Origin of the sequence: Streptomyces sp. BV286, assembly GCF_019090165.1 — a bacterium.
Lineage (GTDB): Bacteria > Actinomycetota > Actinomycetes > Streptomycetales > Streptomycetaceae > Streptomyces.
This window is the reverse complement of the sequence record NZ_JAHRIB010000080.1, coordinates 1-15334: the sequence shown is the minus strand read 5'-3', so window position 1 is coordinate 15334 and position 15334 is coordinate 1. Positions and strand designations below refer to the sequence as shown.

The following is a 15334-nucleotide window of genomic DNA, read 5'->3' as shown; positions in this document are numbered from 1 at the left end:
TGCCTCAGTCTTTGTCGAGGGCGATGCCCTGGTCGAGGACGTTGTCCTGGTCGGGGGCGGGGTCGCCCTCGAACGTCCCGCGGATCGTGTCGAACCTCTTCATGCGCTCCAGCACCGCGTCCGCCGTCGGCCGTGCCATCTCGTCCACGATCCGCCCGTCCCCGAGGAAGAGGACCAGGTCGGCGTGGGCGGCCGCGCCCGGATCGTGCGTGACCATGACGACGGTCTGCCCCAGCTCGTCGACCGCGTCCCGCAGGAAGCCGAGGACCTCCAGGCCCGCCCGGGAGTCGAGGTTGCCGGTCGGCTCGTCCGCGAAGATCAGCTCGGGCCGTGAGGCGAGCGCCCGGGCGCAGGCGACGCGCTGTTGCTGACCGCCGGAGAGCTGCGCGGGCCGGTGCTTCAGCCGGTCGCGCAGGCCGAGTTGGTCGATGACCTGGTTCAGCCACTTCTCGTCGGGCTTCTTGCCCGCGATGTCCATGGGCAGCGTGATGTTCTCCGCCGCGTTCAGGGTCGGGATCAGGTTGAACGACTGGAACATGAAGCCGATCCGGTCGCGGCGCAACTGGGTCAGCTCGCGCTCCTTCAGTCCGGTGATCTCGGTGTCGCCCAGCCACACCTGTCCCGTCGAGACGGTGTCGAGCCCCGCCAGGCAGTGCATCAGCGTGGACTTTCCGGAGCCCGAGGGCCCCATGACCGCCGTGAAGCGGCCGCGCGCGATGTCCACGTCGACCGAGTCGAGGGCGATCACGGCCGTCTCACCCGACCCGTACGCCTTCGTCAGACCCCGGGCGCGGGCCGCGATCTCCTCGGCGTCCGTGCGCCCGAGGGCGTGCTCCGCAGCTGCTGTGGACAAGGCCGCCTCCTAGGTCGGACTACGGTGTCCGCGGGCGAGCCTAGTGTGATCCGGGGCACACCCGGTATCCCCCCGAAGTGCCGGGTGGGTCTCCGTCGCAGGTCGGTGTCCCTGAGGTCCGTGTAAGGGGCACCCTTAGGGGAAGAGGTTCGTGCCCGTCCCCTTGCCGTTGCTAGCGTTTCGGCGCTAGCTTCGAAGTATGGCGAAGACCCAGCTGAACGTACGCGTGGACGAGGGCACCGCCCGCGCCGCGCGTGAACGCGCCCTGGCCCGCGGGATGAGCGTCAACCGCTACATCGAGGAACTGGTCAGACAGGACACCGGCGAGGCCGGCCACACCTTCGTCGAGGCCGCCGCCGACTTCATGAAGCAGTACGAGTCCGTGTTCGCCGAGGAGTTCGGCGCGGAACGAGAAGGCCGTCGCTGAGCTCTTGAACGAACCCCTGAACATCAGAGTCGACCTCGCCTGGCTCCTCATGGTCGCCGAACAGAAGACGCCCGGAGACCCCCAGGTCGTCGACTGGGGAGCACTCGTCGCCGCCGTCAGCCGGCACGAGGCCGCGATATTCGGCGTCCCCGTCTACGACACCCCGCACACCCGCGCCGCCGCGCTGCTCCAGCTCCTGCTGCACGTGCCGGCGCTCGAACGTTCGAACGCGATGTTCGCCATGGCCGTCGCGTACGCCTACCTCGTGGCCAGCGGCCTGAAGGTCGTCACGTCACCCGAGCAGGTCCGCGACCTGGCCAGACTGGTCAAGACGGGCGAGGCGACGGTGCAGGACATCGCGCGAGAACTGCGCCAGTGGAGCCTGTGAGACGGGGTCCGGCCCGGCACATCCGGCCCGGCGGCCGGGACGGCTTCAGGAGACGGCCTGGTCCCGGGTGTCGGGACGGCGTGCGGTGCCCAGCACGCAGTACGAACTCGGCGTCCGCGGCCCCCTGTCGGGCACCAGCAGCCGCCGGTAGGCGCCGAGCTCGTACCCCGCGTCCCTGATCGCGGCGACCGGATCCCGGCCCACGTGACAGCCGCCGAACAGCAGCGGCCACACCGTGCGGTCGAGGACGCGCTGCCCGGTCGTCATCGCGCGGCCACCGCCCCTGCCGTGCTCGAAGAAGCGCAGCTCACCGCCCGGGCGCAGGACCCGGCGGATCTCGGCGAGCGCCCGCGGCAGGTCCCGTACGCTGCACAGCACCAGCGACACGACGGCCCCGTCGAACGCCTCGCTCTTGACCGGCAGGGCCTCCGCGACCCCCGGCACCACGTCGACCGGCACCTCCGCGCGCCGGGCGGCGGTCCCGGCCAACTGCCGCAGGCGGCGCTCGGGTTCGATCGCGACGACCTCCGAGACAGTGCCCGGATAGTGGGCGAAGTTCAGGCCGTTGCCCGCGCCGATCTCGATGACCCGGCCGGAGAGCCCGGCGAGCAGCTCGTCGCGATGGACGCCGATCGCGGGCTCGGCCGCCACGCTCAGCCGGGCGTAGAAGCGGGCGAACAGCGGGTGGTGCACCGGAGGCGGAGGCAGCGGGCCGGCCTTGCCGGATCTGGAGCCGAGCGGTCGCATACGGGCCTCCCCTGGGTGCGGACCTACCGCGATTGTCCCCCCGGAGGGCCACCCTCACCCGTCCGCCGCCCGGCGGTTCTCGCCCGCTCCGCCACGGTCCGCCCTGGGATCCCGGCCGCGCCGGGACCCCGGGACGGACCTGTGGGGCGTCAGGCGACGAAGTCGCGCACCTGCTCGTAGACGCCGTGGTCGTTGTTCATGTCGGTGTGCGAGACGCATCCGACCTCGACGTTGGTGGCGCCGCTGAGGATCGCACTGGTGTCCGGGGTGAGTGCGTCGTCGCAGTTCGACCAGTAACTGGCGTAGGAGACGCTGCCGGGTGTCTCGTCCCCCGAGTTGAGCGCGGTCAGGAACGAACTGCCGGTGTACATCTGCGCACACGACGTGTAGAGCCACTGGCACCAGCCGGCCGTCGTGGTCCCGTGGTTCACACCGGCCGTCGACACGAAGTCGTCCACGTACGCGGTGCCGCCGAGGTTCTTGAGGTAGTAGCGGGAGTTGAGCGCGCCCATCGAGTGGACGACCAGGTCGACCTTGGCCGCTCCGGTCTGGGTACGCACGCTCTGGATCTTGGCGGACAGCTGCTGGGCGGTCGTGACGTTCGACTGGCCCCAGTCGTACGACCAGGAGAACAGCTCGGAGCTCGTGTAGCCGTCGGCCTTGAAGTCGGCGATCCAGTCGTCCCAGCTGCTCGACGAACTGCTCAGTCCGTGGACGAAGACGACGGGATTGCGGGCGGCCGCGTGGGCCGGGGACGCGGGCAGGGACAGGAGCAGCGACGCGAGCGCGGCTGCGAAGACCGTGCCGGCAGTGCGAATGCGGCGGGTCATGACGCCTCCTGACGGGGGTGGGTTCGTCAGGAGTGTCCGGCGGGGTCTACGCGCGGCGCATCGGTGAAATCGCCGGTCTTTACGCACCACTTAACTCGCCAGTAACGTGAAAGGCGTGGTGACTTCGGTGAACCCCCCGCCTCTCCCGCAGCATCCGCCACCGTCCCTGACGCACGCTCCGAAACAGCCGGGCGGCGTGGCGCGGACGCCCGCGCGAACGCCGATGCCCGAAGGCGTCCGGATACGGGTGCTGCGCGCCGTGCACGGCGATCCGCTCGCCGCCGCCGAACTCACGGCGGTCCTCGACGAGCGCCAACTGGCCGGTCTCGAACCGCTGCCGGCCGACCCCGTCACCGTGGTGCCCGGCCTCCTGCGGTCCCTCCGGCCGGAGTTCCGCTCGCTCCCGCCCGACACCCGGCGCCTGCTGCTGATCGCCGCCGCCGACCAGCACCCGGTCGCCACGCACGCCTACCAGCGCGCGGTGACCGCGGCCCGGCTCGACACCGGCCCTCTCGACGACGCGGAGGCGGCAGGGCTCGCCAGAGCGACGTCCGGTGGAGTCGTGTTCCGGGATCCTTGGACCCGCATCGCCGCCTACGAGACCGTCTCCGCCGTGGACCGGCGCGAGACGCACCGGCTCCTCGCCCGGGTCCTGCGCGGCGAGGGCGAGGCACCCCGCCGGTCCTGGCACCGGGCCGCGGCGGCGCTCGGTCCCAGCCGGCGTCTCGCGGCGGAACTGCGCGCCTCGGCGCACGAGGCGCGCGCCGCCGGGGAACACGCGCTGGCCTGCGTACTCCTCGAACGGGCGGCCGAGCTGATTCCGGACCCGCGGGAACGTCCGCGCCTGCTGGCCCGCGCCGCCGCCGACGCCTGGCGCTCCGGCGACGGCGACCGGGCGCGTCGCCTGGCCTCCCACGGGAACATCGACGGGCTGAACGGACTGCTCGCTCTACGCGCGGGGAACGCCACGGAGGCGTTCGACGCGCTCCTCGCGGGAGCGGAGCGAAGCGCCGAGCGCGGCGCGGAGAGGGGCATGGAGAGGGGCATGGCGACAGGGGCGGAAGCGAGCACGGGCGCCCCGTCCGACCGCACGGTCAAAGGCGCGCTGATCGAGGGCGCCGGCGGCAGCCGGGTGGTTTTCCCCGCCGCTGCCGACGCCTCGGCGCACCTGCTGGCACGTGCCACCGAAGCCGCCGTCTACACCGGTGACCTGCGCCGCTGCCGGGAGGCCGCGGCGGTCGCCGACCGGCTCGGGATCGTCCCCCCGGGCACGCTGGGAGGACTGGCCGCGGCGTTCGACGGGCGCTACGAGGACGCCCGCGACCTGTTGAAGGCCGCCGCCGGGCGCTGCGGGCCCGGCGGCGACCCCACCTCGCTGATCCACGCCTCGATCGCCGCGCTGCTGCTCGGCGACCACACCCGCGCCGCGGCCGCGGCAGTCGGGGCCGCCGCCTCGGCCCGCGCCATGGGCGAGCCCGCGGCCGTTCCGCAGGCCATGGAGTTCCGGGCGTACGCCGAATTCTGGACCGGCCGTCCCCGATCCGCCGGAGCCGCCGCGCTGGACGCCCTGCGGCAGTCGTACGCCACCGGACAGGACAACGGGGCCTGTCACCTCCAGGCGGCCCTCGCCATGTTCGCGGCCGTCACCGGCGACGAGGAACTCTGCCGGGCCCGCGCCGAGGCCGCCCGCACTCACGCCCTGGAACGCGGCCTCGGTCTCCCCGCCGCCCTCGCCCTGTGGGCGCTCGCCTTCCTCGACCTCAGCACGGGCCGGTACGCGGCCTCCGCGTCCCGGCTGCGGGCGCTCGCCGGATTCGGCCCCGGGCACGGGCACCGGGCCGTCCGCCACCTCGCCACCCCGCACTACGTGGAAGCCGCCGTCCGCACGGGGGACACCCGGGTCGCGCGCGCCGCCCACGCCGACTACGACCGCTGGGCGAGGGCCGTCCGCAGCCCCGACGACCTGGCCCTGAGCGCCCGCTGCCGGGCCCTGCTGGCCACCGGCCACGACGCCGCCGACCACTACCGGACCGCTCTCGGCCTCCACGCCGGCGGCACCCGGGACTTCGAACGCGCCCGTACGGAACTCCTGTTCGGCAGCGCCCTGCGCCGGCTGCGCAACCGTACGGAGGCCCGTGACCGGCTGCACAGCGCCCTCGAGGCCTTCGAGCACTTCGGCTCCCCGCACTGCGCGGCCCAGGCCCGGGCCGAGCTGCGCGCACTGGGCGAACCGGCCCGGCCCCAGACCGCCGCACGGCCCCTGGCCACCGTCCTCACCGCCCAGCAGCTGATGGTGGCCCGCATGGCCGCCGAGGGCGCCACCAACCGGGAGATCGCGTCCCGCCTGCTGCTCAGCCCCCGCACCATCGACCATCACCTGCGCGGCGTCTTCACTCGTCTCGGCATCCGCTCACGCATCGAACTGGTCCGTCTCCTGGCCTCGGAGGACTGAGCCGGAGGGGGGTCAGCCCCCGGTCCGCTCCGCCGCGAAGGTCTCCGCGTCCCACGTGCCCCACAGACGCGGCGCCAGCCAACTGCCCGCGCTCGCGCGGAAGTCGGCGGCGGGAAGTCGCCCGGCGCCCCCGGGCAGGGCGCCCAGCAGAGGCGCCCCCGCCACCACGGGAAGATCGGCGAGGTTGCAACGCGACGCGAGATCGGGCTCGTCCGGCCAGCTGCCCACGACGACGCCGAGCAGGTCGAGCCGACGGAACCGCAGTTCACGGGCGGTGAGCTCCGTCGTGTTGAGCGTGCCGAGCCCGGCAGGGGCCACCACCAGCACCGGCGCGTCCAGCAGCAGCGCGGCGTCCGCGAGCGTGCCGCCCTCGTCGTCGAACCGTACGAGCAGCCCGCCCGCCCCTTCGACCAGCACGAGATCGTGCGACGCGGCCAGCTTGCCCGCGGCCTCAGCCACCTCCTGGGGCCGCACCGGCGCGAGACCGGACCGCCGGGCCGCCGTGGCGGGCGCCAACGGCTCCGGATAGCGGGCGAGTTCGACGGACGTCACCGCGCCCGCGAGCCGTGCCACCTCGTCGGCGTCCCCGCGCTCACCCGGCACCACACCTGTCTGCGCGGGCTTGAGCACGGCCACCGACAGCCCGGCCGCGACGGCCGCCGCGGCGACGGCGGCGGTCGTGACGGTCTTGCCGACCTCCGTACCCGTTCCCGTGATCACCAGCACCGTCATGTCAGCCCTCCCGCGCCGCCGCGCACACGGCCGCCGTGATCCGCGCCAGGTCGGCGTGCCCGGTGACGTACGGCGGCATCGTGTAGACGAGGTCCCTGAACGGCCGCAGCCACACGCCCTCGCGCACCGCCGCCCGGGTCGCTGCCGCCATGTCGACATCGTGGTCCAGCTGTACGACCCCGATGGCCCCGAGCACGCGCACATCCCTGACGCCCGGCAGTCGTGCCGCCGGAGCGAGCCCGTCCCGCAGCCCCGCCTCGATGCGTTTGACCTCGGTCTGCCAGTCCTGGCCGAGCAGGAGGTCGATCGAGGCACAGGCCACCGCGGCGGCGAGCGGATTGCCCATGAAGGTCGGACCGTGGGCGAGGACCGGCACCTCGCCCCGCGAGATGCCCTCCGCCACCCGCGAGGTGCACAGCGTGGCCGCCATCGTCATGTATCCGCCGGTCAGCGCCTTGCCCACACACATCACATCGGGCGTCACACCCGCGTGCCCGGCCGCGAACAGGGTCCCCGTACGTCCGAAGCCCGTGGCGATCTCGTCGAACACGAGCAGCACGTCGTGGGCGTCGCACGCCTCGCGCAGGACCCTCAGATACGCGGGGGAGTGGAACCGCATCCCGCCCGCACCCTGCACCACGGGCTCCACGATCACGGCCGCCAGCTCGTGCGCGTGCCGCTCGATCAGCGCACGCAGATGGTCGGCGTACGACTCCTCGTACGCGGCCGGCGGTGCGTCCGCGAACACCTGGCGCTGGAGCACGCCCTGCCACAGCTCGTGCATCCCGCCCTCGGGGTCGCACACCGACATCGGCTGCCAGGTGTCCCCGTGATAGCCGCCGCGCCAGGTCAGCAGGCGCTGCTTGCCCGGCCGCCCGAGCGAACGCCAGTGCTGGAGGCACATCTTGACCGCGACCTCGACGGACACCGATCCGGAGTCGGCCAGGAAGACATGCTCCAGCCCTTCGGGAGACATGTCGACAAGACGCTTCGCCAGTCGTACGGCGGGCTCGTGGGTGAGCCCGCCGAACATCACATGGCTCATCCGCCCCAGCTGGTCGCGGGCCGCCTCGTTGAGCGCCGGGTGGTTGTAGCCGTGGATCGCCGACCACCAGGAGGACATGCCGTCGATCAGCTCGTCCCGGGCGCCGGCCAGCCGCAGCCGCACCCCGCTCGCCGACTCCACGACCAGGGGTTCCTGCCGGCCGGGCATCGGCCCGTAGGGATGCCAGACGTGCCGCCGGTCGAGCTCCAGGAGTTCGGGCACGGACAGGCCCGGGACGTGCGGGTCAGGCATTGGGGGCGAGATCCGTTCCGGCACCGCGGCGGCGTACCGCGACTAGGTCCGTCCGGGCCTCGGCGGGGACCCGCGTGCCGGCCGGTGCCGGCTCGGCGGCGGCCGGACCGCAGGGGCCGCATCCGCCGCCCTCGTGCGAGCCGCAGCCCGCGTCGGTCTCCGCGTGCGAGCCGCATCCGGTCTCGGCGCGGGAACCGCAGCCCGCGCCCGCCGCGGCCCGGTGCTCCGGGAGCGTCACCTCGCCGGCGCCCTCCACCTCGAACCCGGCGTCCGCGATCATGTCCAGGTCCGCCCTGCCCGCCTGTCCCTCGCTCGTCAGGTAGTCACCGAGGAAGATCGAGTTGGCGAGGTGCAGGGCGAGGGGCTGCATCGTACGGAGATGCACCTCGCGGCCGCCCGCGATCCGCACCTCGGCGTCCGGGCAGACGAAGCGGACCATCGCGAGGATGCGCAGACAGCGCTGAGGGGTGAGGTTCCACTCCTTGGCCAGCGGGGTGCCCTCGAACGGGATCAGGAAGTTGACCGGGACCGAGTCCGGGTCGAGCTCCCGCAGGGCGTACACGACGTCGACGAGGTCCTCGTCGCTCTCGCCCATGCCCGCGATCAGCCCGGAGCAGGCGGACAGACCCGCGGCATGCGCCTTCTGGACCGTGTCCACGCGGTCGGCGTACGTGTGGGTCGTGGTGATCGCCTCGTACGTCCCCTCGGACGTGTTGAGGTTGTGGTTGTAGGCGTCGGCGCCCGCCTCGCGCAGCCGCTCGGCCTGGCCGTCCGACAGGAGACCGAGGCAGGCGCACACCTCCACGCCGTCGTGCCGGTCCTTGATCGCCTTGATGGTGTCCGAGACCCGGTCGACGTCCCGGTCGGTGGGACCGCGTCCGCTCGCCACCAGACAGACCCGCTTGGCACCGCCCGCGAGCCCGGCGGCCGCGGCCTCGGAAGCCTGGTCGGGCTTGAGCCAGGTGTACTTGAGGATGCCGGCTTTGGAACCGAGCCGCTGCGAGCAGTACGAGCAGTCCTCGGGGCACAGGCCCGACTTCAGGTTGACGAGGTAGTTGAGTTTCACCCGTCGGCCGAACCACTGCCGGCGTACCTTGCCGGCCGCGGCCACCACATCGAGGAGTTCGTCGTCGGAGGTGGCCAGCACGGCCAGCGCCTCGTCGCGGGTCGGCAGCTCGCGCCGAAGCCCCTTGTCCACCAGCGTGTTCAGCAGGTCCATGAGGTCCGATCCTGGCCTATCGGACCGCACCGGGCCAAGGAGGGACCGGACAACAGAGACGGTTCGAGGTGTGGGTATTGCCACATCATGGGCCGCTGGTGGTCCGGCTAGGGTCTGTGCGTTGCCTACAAAAGGCAGTGGGAGCCGCCGGGCGTTACGTCATGTGTCGGCACCCCATGCAACACCCGCACACACCGGCACACCCGCACATCCGCACCGCATGGCCCGGAGGAGACATGGCGCGATCGCCGTTCGAGTGGATCGACGAGCAGGCGAGGGCGCGCCACCGGGCCGGACTGGTCCGCACCCTGCGGCCGCGCCCCGCCGACTCCGCGCTGCTCGACCTTGCGGGGAACGACTATCTGGGCCTGGCCCGGCACCCCGAGGTCACGGAGGCCGCCGCCCGGGCCGCCCGCACGTGGGGCGGCGGCGCCACCGGCTCCCGGCTCGTCAGCGGCTCCACGGAACTGCACGCGGAACTCGAACGCGAGCTGGCCGGATTCTGCGGCTTCGAGTCCGCCCTCGTCTTCTCCTCGGGGTACGCGGCCAACCTCGCCGCCGTCACCGCGCTGGCGCCGCACGGCTCCCTCATCGTCTCCGACGCCGGCAACCACGCCTCACTGATCGACGGCTGCCGTCTCGCGCGCGGCACCACCCAGGTCGTCGCGCACGCGGACCCCGAGGCGGTGCGCAAGGCGCTGGACACGCATGCCGCCGGGCCCGCGATCGTCGTCTCCGACACGGTCTTCTCGGTGGACGGCGACGCGGCCCCGCTGGCGGGCCTGGCCGCCGCCTGCCGGGCGTCCGGCGCGGCCCTGGTCATGGACGACGCGCACGGTCTGGGCGTCCTCGGCGACGGCGGACGGGGCGCCGCGTGGGCGGCGGGACTCGCGGGCGCGCCCGACGTCGTCACCACCGTCACGCTGTCGAAGTCCCTCGGCAGCCAGGGCGGTGCCGTCCTCGGACCGGCCCACGTCATCGACCACCTGGTGAACGCGGCCCGCACCTTCATCTTCGACACCGGTCTGGCCCCCGCTGCCGCGGGCGCGGCCCTGGCGGCCCTGCGTCTGCTGGGCCGGGAGCCGGAGCGGGCCGCACGCGCGCGTGCGGTGGCGACAGCTCTGTACGAACGGCTGACGGCCGAGGGGCTCGAAGCCGTACGGCCGGACGCCGCGGTCGTCTCCGTGCGCGCTCCCTCCCCGGAGCAGGCGGTCCGCTGGGCCGCGGACTGCCGTGCGGCGGGACTGGCCGTCGGCTGTTTCCGTCCCCCGTCGGTACCGGACGGCATCTCACGGCTGCGGCTCACCGCCCGCGCGGACCTCACCGACGGACAGGTCGACCGAGCCGTGCGCGTGATCAGCGAAGCGCGGCGATAAAGCCCTCCCAGGCTGCGGGGGCGAAGAGCAGGGCGGGACCCGGCGTGTTCTTGGAGTCCCGTACCGCGAGCAGACCGGCCCACGGGCCGGAGCCCGGACGGGCCGTCTCGACGCAGTTGTTCATTCCCGTGCTGCGGCTGCTGCGCTGCCACCGCACACCGTGCAGATGGGTGCTGGAAGGTACGTACCGAGGCATGGCGGGCATGGTGCCTCCTTATGCGCCGTCAGCTACACCGGCGATGAAATCCAACGTGTCCTCGGGCGAAAGGGCGTGGACCTGAAGGGAGTCGAAGGCCTCGCTGTAGGCCTGGAGTTCTTCTTTCCGTTCGAGGTAGAGGCTACTCGTCAAGTGGTCGAGAACAACCACATCCAGATCAGATTTGCTCGGAAACGAAAAAATAACAAAGGGCCCAGTGACTCCGATGTGGGCCCCAACTCCGAACGGCAGCACCTGAATCCGCACGTGGGGGAGGTGCGCGGCCTCGCGGAGCCGCTCCAACTGCCGTGCCATGACCTCCGGTCCACCCACTGCTCGCCGGAGCACCGCCTCGTCGAGGACGGCGCTCAGCCGGAGCGGTGGATTCGAACGCAGGACGTCCTGGCGGGCGAGGCGCACCTCCACCAGCGCGTCGACCTTGCTGTCCGGCGCCCCGTCCAAGGCGGCGCGCGTCACCTCGCGGGCGTACTCCGGTGTCTGCAGGAGCCCCGGCACGACCGAGTTCTCCAGCGTGCGCATCACGCCGGCCTGCGACTCCAGACTGATGAAGTCGCTGTACGTGGACGGCAGAAGCCCCCGGTAGGCACGCCACCAGTGCTGTCGGCCGTCGTCGTCCGAGCCCGCCAGCGCGACGAGCAACTCGTGCAGCTCCACGTCCCGGACGTCGTACGCGTCCAGGAGCAGCCGTACGTCCGCGGGCTTGACCCCGCTGCGGCCGGTCTCGATCCGGCTCACCTTCGACTGGTGCCAGCCGACGAGCCGGGCCGCCTCACCGCTCGTGAGGCCCGCGAGGGCGCGCAGGGCGCGCAGTTCGGCGCCGAGTTTCCGTCGGCGCACCGCGGGACCGTACTGCATGGCCGTCTCCTTCCGACCGTCGCGCCGACGCTATGACGTCCGGCATCACGCCGACGGTAGAGGACGAATCGGCGGCCCGCCCAAATACGGTCGACCGTCGTAGAGTTCACCGCTTCGAGCGACAGATATATGCATATCTTGGTGGATCGGCACCGTGAACGGCGAGGTAGTGGCACTCTGGCGCAAGCACCAGTCCGGGACCGTACTCGAATCAACCGCTTCGTGTCGGACTCCGGTCCCGTGGGGAAAGGGACGACGTCGCCATGGCAGATCACCAGGAAGCATCCGTCACTCTGCCGAGCGATCCCGCCTCGGTCCACGCCGCCCGCACGTACGTCACCGACGTCCTGGCCGAATGGGGGCTCCCGTCCGGCTCGGAGGCCGCCGACACCGTCCGGCTCATCGTCTCGGAGCTTGCCACGAACGCCGTACAGCACACGTTCGGGCAGTCACCCACCTTCACGGTGGACATCGCGCTCGACCGTGACGAACAACTGCGCATCGGCGTGACCGACAGCCACCCGCGCTTTCCCAAACGGCTGCCCGCGGCGGTCCAGCAGGACAACGGCCGCGGCATGGTGATCGTCCGCTGGCTCACCGCCGAGTGCGGTGGCAAGCTCACGGTCCGCCCCACGAGGGAGGGCGGAAAGACGGTCTCGATCATGTTGCCCTGGACCGTTCCGGTGGCGCCGGTACCGGCGGACTGAACCTGTCCCCTCCGAAGCCGGGGACGCCGGCCTGAGCTACCCGTCGTCCGAGCCGTCCTCGTCCGGGTCCTTCCCGTTCGCGCCTTTGACGGTGGCGCGCTTCACCAGGTAGGGCATGACGGCCCACAGGCCGGTGCACACGACCAGAGTGGCCGCGCCCGCGGCGATGCCCTCGGCCCGGTCCACCGCCACGTCCACGACGAGCAGGACGGAGCCGGACAGGGCGAGTGCGAGGGTGGCCATGCCGAGCTGCGCGAGATGCGACGACACGTGCACGACCTGAGGCTTGGCGCCCTGCTGGAAGAGCCGGCGGTGCAGTGCGGCGGGTGCGGTGAAGAGGGCGGCGGCCAGAACGGACAGCAGCAGCGTGGTGACGTACGTGGCGCGCTGCATCTCGTCGAGGGAGGGGAACCGCGGGGTGAAGGCGAGGGTCAGCAGGAAGGCGAAGAGGATCTGTACGCCGGTCTGCGTGACCCGCAGCTCCTGGAGGAGCTCGTTGAAGTTGCGGTCGGCGCGCTCGAGTCGGGTCTCGTTGCGCTCCTCGTGGTGGTGACGTTCGGCCATAGGTGAACAAGTAACCGTTCAGCCGCGAATATCACGCCACGGCCCCTCACGGGGTGACAGCGGCGATCGCCGCGGCCACCCCGCAGGCAGGTCACCTCACCCGGCCGTACCAGACGCTCTTCGTCCAGATCTTCTGGAGCTTCACCACTTCCCCGGTCTTCGGGGAGTGCCAGATCCGTCCCTTACCGGCGTAGATGCCGACGTGGTAGACGTTCCGGCCGGAGTGGAAGAAGACGAGGTCTCCCTGCTTCCGGTTCGAAGCGGAGATGTGGTTCGTCTTGTTGTACTGCGCCGCAGCCGTTCGGGGCAGGCTCTTGCCTGCCTTCTTGAACGAGTAGAGCGTCAGGCCGGAGCAGTCGAAGCGCTTGGGCCCCACCGCTCCGTACTTGTACGGGGAGCCCTTCTTCGAGGCTGCCACCTGAAGTGCCTTCGTCGCGGGTGTGGCCGCTTCCGCGCCGGACGCGAAGCCCGGGGCCACAATGCCGCCGCCGACAGCGGCGATGGTCAGAGCCGATGCGGTACCGGCCCTGGTGAACAGCGACGGGACACGATTGAGCGCAGTCATGCGCAACCCTTCGTCAGCCGCCTGTGAAGGATGACCTGTCGGATTCGGGCTGGCGAAGTTGCCCGGCCGCTGCTGCGGCTTCACCCCAAGGGCTGCTCGGCCCGGTCATGGCGTGACCGTTCCGGCGACCCGTCGTGCTTGGGTCCTCCACTCCTGCCGATCCACTTCTGTCGACCTGTCATCCGGGCGGCGGCAGGACTCGGCGTCCGCCCGGATCGCCCCGCCGCTTGTGGCGGGGTCTTGTCGTCGGAAGGGATCTTGACGCACTGATGTCCCAAAAGCCGAGCGGAATCGGCGATTTGTGGGCTTACTCACCACTCACCCGTTCGGGTGGACGACCCTCTCCAGGTGAAGGCGTCGAGGGGGCGGGGACCCCCGTACCAGCACCGGAACGGGTTGTTCCGCCCTGGTGGTGCGCGCGCTGCGCAAGTTCCGGGGGCCTGAAGAAGCAGCCCCGTCTACGCCGTCCGGGGGTACACCGTTTGGTCCGATTCAACCCTTGCCCGGACGCCTCGTCAGATGCCTGCGCGACGCCGGGCCGGTGGTTGTGCGTCAGGTGCCGGAGCCGGGCGGCAGGGCGACCCGGCCCGCCCGGCGCTCACCGTCCAGGACGCGCAGGGCCCGCGCGAGGGTCGGCGCGTGCACCTCGTGCTCGCCCCGCTGGTGCATCAGCGTCAGGGCGTCGCGCAGCGCGGTGGCCCTGCCGACCAGGGCCTGGGCCGCACGCAGTCCGCGGTAGGTGTCGCCGGAGTGCGCCGGGTTGATCCGGCCGAGCAGGTCCACCACCTCCAGGTAACGGTCGATCAGCTCGGCCTCGGCCCGGGTCAGCGCCGGCAGCGGGGGCAACTCGGGTGGGAGCACCGGCGGTTCACCTCGCGTCGGGTGTGCCGAGAGCCGCCCGGCGGCTCGGGACGATCCGGTCGATCAGGCCGTACTCCAGCGCTGCCGGGGCGTCGAGGATCTTGTCCCGTTCGATGTCCGCGCCCACCTGCTCGCGGCTCCGGCCGGTGTGCAGCGCGAGCATCTCCTCCAGCCGGGTGCGGGTGCGCATCAGTTCGTCGGCCTGGATGGCCAGGTCGGACGCCTGCCCCTGGACGGGCTCGGAGAGCGACGGCTGGTGGATCAGCACGCGGGCGCCGGGCAGGGCGGACCGCTTGCCCGGGGTGCCGGCCGCCAGCAGCACCGCCGCGGCCGACGCGGCCTGCCCCAGGCAGATGGTCTCCACCTCGCAGCTGACGAAGCGCATCGTGTCGTAGACGGCCGCCATGGCGCTGAAGGAGCCGCCCGGGGAGTTGATGTAGAGCGAGATGTCCCGGTCGGGCGCCTGGTACTCGAGGTGCATGAACTGCGCCATCACGTCGTTCGCGGACGTGTCGTCGATCGGCGTGCCGAGAAACACGATCCGCTCTTCGAGGAGCTTGGAGTACGGGTCCATGGTCAGCGTCCCCGAACTGGTGCGTTCGGTGAAGTGGGGCAGGACGTAGCGGGCGGACGGTCGGGTCATGACACACGCCTCCTCCGGATGAGGTCCTGTAAAAAATGTACAGGACGTACATGACGTTATGATGGGGAGCATGGCCTACGAGATTCCGGTGACGCAAGCCAGGGCTGAGCTCGCCGACCTGATCAACCGGGTGGTGTACGGCGCCGAACGCGTCGTGGTGACGCGGCACGGAAAGCCCCTTGTCGCCCTGGTGTCAGCCGCTGACCTGGAGCGACTCGAGAAACTCGACGCGGTGGGGGACGAGCAGGTGATCAGCTCGGTCTCCGGGGTCCGCGAGGTCGCGTCCGCTCCCCGCGAACGCCAGCGGTTCGGGATCGCAGCGGAACATCGAGGGCCCGGCGCGTCGTAGGGCTGAGGCGGTTGCCGGTTGCTGGTCGCCGCGGGGCGGGCTGGTGAGCGGGGACCGGTCGCGCTTCCCCGCGACGCTGAGGCGGGTGGCGACCAGCGGTGGTGTGTCCTGGCGGGCGGGACCGCTGACCGCTCAGGAGCGGCCCCCGGTTCGTGGTGTGCGCCCGGCTGCCGGTCCCTGCACGCACAAGACCGTGCACCCCCGTCCGCTACTGCGGGGGCGCACGGCCGTTCTGGGCGGGTGCCGGCGGGT

At 71.8% G+C, this 15334-nt stretch carries 18 protein-coding genes and 1 riboswitch; of the genes, 6 read left to right on the top strand and 12 right to left on the bottom strand.

The window, feature by feature from the left end:
- Nucleotides 1–4 precede the first annotated feature (4 nt).
- A complete protein-coding gene (locus KUF83_RS11500) occupies nucleotides 5–853 on the bottom strand; it encodes an ABC transporter ATP-binding protein (RefSeq protein WP_217454532.1) in 849 nt (282 codons plus the stop codon).
- Nucleotides 854–1052: 199 nt separating this feature from the next.
- On the opposite strand from KUF83_RS11500, the gene KUF83_RS11495 reads away from it, so the two are divergent.
- Nucleotides 1053–1280: an antitoxin gene (locus KUF83_RS11495; RefSeq protein ID WP_151483877.1), complete on the top strand. Its 228-nt coding sequence runs from the start codon at nucleotides 1053–1055 to the stop codon at nucleotides 1278–1280.
- Nucleotides 1281–1329: 49 nt separating this feature from the next.
- Nucleotides 1330–1668, top strand: a complete 339-nt coding sequence (locus KUF83_RS11490; protein ID WP_217454559.1) for a fic family toxin-antitoxin system, toxin component — start codon at nucleotides 1330–1332, stop codon at nucleotides 1666–1668.
- A gap of 45 nt (nucleotides 1669–1713) precedes the next feature.
- Here the strand turns inward: KUF83_RS11490 and KUF83_RS11485 are convergent, their stop codons facing one another.
- Nucleotides 1714–2415 carry a class I SAM-dependent methyltransferase gene (locus KUF83_RS11485; RefSeq protein WP_217454531.1) on the bottom strand — a complete coding sequence of 234 codons (702 nt, stop codon included), beginning with the start codon at nucleotides 2413–2415 and terminating at the stop codon, nucleotides 1714–1716.
- A gap of 149 nt (nucleotides 2416–2564) precedes the next feature.
- The gene (locus KUF83_RS11480; protein WP_217454530.1) at nucleotides 2565–3245 is read right to left on the bottom strand and encodes a triacylglycerol lipase; all 681 of its coding nucleotides are present in this window, start codon (nucleotides 3243–3245) and stop codon (nucleotides 2565–2567) included.
- Nucleotides 3246–3468: 223 nt separating this feature from the next.
- Here KUF83_RS11480 and KUF83_RS11475 point away from each other — a divergent pair, with 223 nt between their 5' ends.
- Nucleotides 3469–5697 carry a helix-turn-helix transcriptional regulator gene (locus tag KUF83_RS11475; protein ID WP_217454529.1) on the top strand — a complete coding sequence of 743 codons (2229 nt, stop codon included), beginning with the start codon at nucleotides 3469–3471 and terminating at the stop codon, nucleotides 5695–5697.
- A 12-nt stretch (nucleotides 5698–5709) separates the two neighbouring features.
- Here the strand turns inward: KUF83_RS11475 and bioD are convergent, their stop codons facing one another.
- The 3 genes from bioD to bioB are packed head-to-tail and all read right to left on the bottom strand — an operon-like array spanning nucleotide 5710 to nucleotide 8945.
- On the bottom strand, nucleotides 5710–6429 hold the full coding sequence (gene bioD, locus KUF83_RS11470) for a dethiobiotin synthase (protein WP_217454528.1): 720 nt from the start codon (nucleotides 6427–6429) through the stop codon (nucleotides 5710–5712).
- A 1-nt stretch (nucleotide 6430) separates the two neighbouring features.
- Nucleotides 6431–7726, bottom strand: a complete 1296-nt coding sequence (locus KUF83_RS11465; RefSeq protein WP_217454527.1) for an adenosylmethionine--8-amino-7-oxononanoate transaminase — start codon at nucleotides 7724–7726, stop codon at nucleotides 6431–6433.
- The gene (gene bioB, locus KUF83_RS11460) at nucleotides 7719–8945 is read right to left on the bottom strand and encodes a biotin synthase BioB (RefSeq protein WP_217454526.1); all 1227 of its coding nucleotides are present in this window, start codon (nucleotides 8943–8945) and stop codon (nucleotides 7719–7721) included. Before bioB ends, KUF83_RS11465 begins: the two co-directional genes overlap by 8 nt.
- Nucleotides 8946–9181: 236 nt before the next feature.
- Between bioB and KUF83_RS11455 the strand changes: the two genes are divergently transcribed.
- Complete coding sequence (locus tag KUF83_RS11455) at nucleotides 9182–10321, top strand: 8-amino-7-oxononanoate synthase (protein ID WP_217454525.1); 1140 nt, start codon at nucleotides 9182–9184, stop codon at nucleotides 10319–10321.
- On the opposite strand, the gene KUF83_RS11450 is transcribed toward KUF83_RS11455, so the two are convergent.
- Both KUF83_RS11450 and KUF83_RS11445 read right to left on the bottom strand, forming a co-directional pair.
- Entirely contained in the window at nucleotides 10302–10526 is a 225-nt protein-coding gene (locus tag KUF83_RS11450) for a DUF397 domain-containing protein (RefSeq protein WP_217454524.1), read from the bottom strand. The genes KUF83_RS11455 and KUF83_RS11450 overlap by 20 nt on opposite strands.
- Before the next feature lie 9 nt (nucleotides 10527–10535).
- Nucleotides 10536–11393, bottom strand: coding sequence for a helix-turn-helix transcriptional regulator (locus KUF83_RS11445; RefSeq protein ID WP_217454523.1), 858 nt, complete (start codon nucleotides 11391–11393; stop codon nucleotides 10536–10538).
- A gap of 263 nt (nucleotides 11394–11656) precedes the next feature.
- Between KUF83_RS11445 and KUF83_RS11440 the strand changes: the two genes are divergently transcribed.
- Nucleotides 11657–12100 carry an ATP-binding protein gene (locus KUF83_RS11440; RefSeq protein ID WP_217454522.1) on the top strand — a complete coding sequence of 148 codons (444 nt, stop codon included), beginning with the start codon at nucleotides 11657–11659 and terminating at the stop codon, nucleotides 12098–12100.
- A gap of 36 nt (nucleotides 12101–12136) precedes the next feature.
- Here KUF83_RS11440 and KUF83_RS11435 read toward each other — a convergent pair whose 3' ends face one another.
- The 4 genes from KUF83_RS11435 to KUF83_RS11420 all read right to left on the bottom strand — a co-directional run bounded on the left by KUF83_RS11435 (nucleotide 12137) and on the right by KUF83_RS11420 (nucleotide 14733).
- A complete protein-coding gene (locus KUF83_RS11435; RefSeq protein ID WP_217454521.1) occupies nucleotides 12137–12664 on the bottom strand; it encodes a DUF6328 family protein in 528 nt (175 codons plus the stop codon).
- A gap of 91 nt (nucleotides 12665–12755) precedes the next feature.
- Nucleotides 12756–13229, bottom strand: a complete 474-nt coding sequence (locus KUF83_RS11430) for a C40 family peptidase (protein ID WP_217454520.1) — start codon at nucleotides 13227–13229, stop codon at nucleotides 12756–12758.
- 3 nt (nucleotides 13230–13232) lie between these two features.
- A riboswitch (cyclic di-AMP (ydaO/yuaA leader) is annotated at nucleotides 13233–13434 on the bottom strand.
- Nucleotides 13435–13781: 347 nt separating this feature from the next.
- On the bottom strand, nucleotides 13782–14090 hold the full coding sequence (locus KUF83_RS11425; RefSeq protein ID WP_217454519.1) for a hypothetical protein: 309 nt from the start codon (nucleotides 14088–14090) through the stop codon (nucleotides 13782–13784).
- Nucleotides 14091–14097: 7 nt separating this feature from the next.
- Nucleotides 14098–14733, bottom strand: a complete 636-nt coding sequence (locus tag KUF83_RS11420; RefSeq protein ID WP_217454518.1) for an ATP-dependent Clp protease proteolytic subunit — start codon at nucleotides 14731–14733, stop codon at nucleotides 14098–14100.
- 70 nt (nucleotides 14734–14803) lie between these two features.
- Between KUF83_RS11420 and KUF83_RS11415 the strand changes: the two genes are divergently transcribed.
- Complete coding sequence (locus KUF83_RS11415) at nucleotides 14804–15082, top strand: type II toxin-antitoxin system Phd/YefM family antitoxin (protein ID WP_217454517.1); 279 nt, start codon at nucleotides 14804–14806, stop codon at nucleotides 15080–15082.
- The last annotated feature ends 252 nt before the right edge of the window (nucleotides 15083–15334 follow it).

Coding starts and splice junctions, on each gene's coding strand:
- bioB (WP_217454526.1), bottom strand. CDS start 8,945: ATGGACCTGCTGAACACGCTGGTGGACAAGGGGCTTCGGCGCGAGCTG.
- KUF83_RS11475 (WP_217454529.1), top strand. CDS start 3,469: ATGCCCGAAGGCGTCCGGATACGGGTGCTGCGCGCCGTGCACGGCGAT.
- KUF83_RS11485 (WP_217454531.1), bottom strand. CDS start 2,415: ATGCGACCGCTCGGCTCCAGATCCGGCAAGGCCGGCCCGCTGCCTCCG.
- KUF83_RS11465 (WP_217454527.1), bottom strand. CDS start 7,726: ATGCCTGACCCGCACGTCCCGGGCCTGTCCGTGCCCGAACTCCTGGAG.
- bioD (WP_217454528.1), bottom strand. CDS start 6,429: ATGACGGTGCTGGTGATCACGGGAACGGGTACGGAGGTCGGCAAGACC.
- KUF83_RS11445 (WP_217454523.1), bottom strand. CDS start 11,393: ATGCAGTACGGTCCCGCGGTGCGCCGACGGAAACTCGGCGCCGAACTG.
- KUF83_RS11495 (WP_151483877.1), top strand. CDS start 1,053: ATGGCGAAGACCCAGCTGAACGTACGCGTGGACGAGGGCACCGCCCGC.
- KUF83_RS11455 (WP_217454525.1), top strand. CDS start 9,182: ATGGCGCGATCGCCGTTCGAGTGGATCGACGAGCAGGCGAGGGCGCGC.
- KUF83_RS11440 (WP_217454522.1), top strand. CDS start 11,657: ATGGCAGATCACCAGGAAGCATCCGTCACTCTGCCGAGCGATCCCGCC.
- KUF83_RS11480 (WP_217454530.1), bottom strand. CDS start 3,245: ATGACCCGCCGCATTCGCACTGCCGGCACGGTCTTCGCAGCCGCGCTC.
- KUF83_RS11490 (WP_217454559.1), top strand. CDS start 1,330: ATGGTCGCCGAACAGAAGACGCCCGGAGACCCCCAGGTCGTCGACTGG.
- KUF83_RS11430 (WP_217454520.1), bottom strand. CDS start 13,229: ATGACTGCGCTCAATCGTGTCCCGTCGCTGTTCACCAGGGCCGGTACC.
- KUF83_RS11420 (WP_217454518.1), bottom strand. CDS start 14,733: ATGACCCGACCGTCCGCCCGCTACGTCCTGCCCCACTTCACCGAACGC.
- KUF83_RS11415 (WP_217454517.1), top strand. CDS start 14,804: ATGGCCTACGAGATTCCGGTGACGCAAGCCAGGGCTGAGCTCGCCGAC.
- KUF83_RS11450 (WP_217454524.1), bottom strand. CDS start 10,526: ATGCCCGCCATGCCTCGGTACGTACCTTCCAGCACCCATCTGCACGGT.
- KUF83_RS11435 (WP_217454521.1), bottom strand. CDS start 12,664: ATGGCCGAACGTCACCACCACGAGGAGCGCAACGAGACCCGACTCGAG.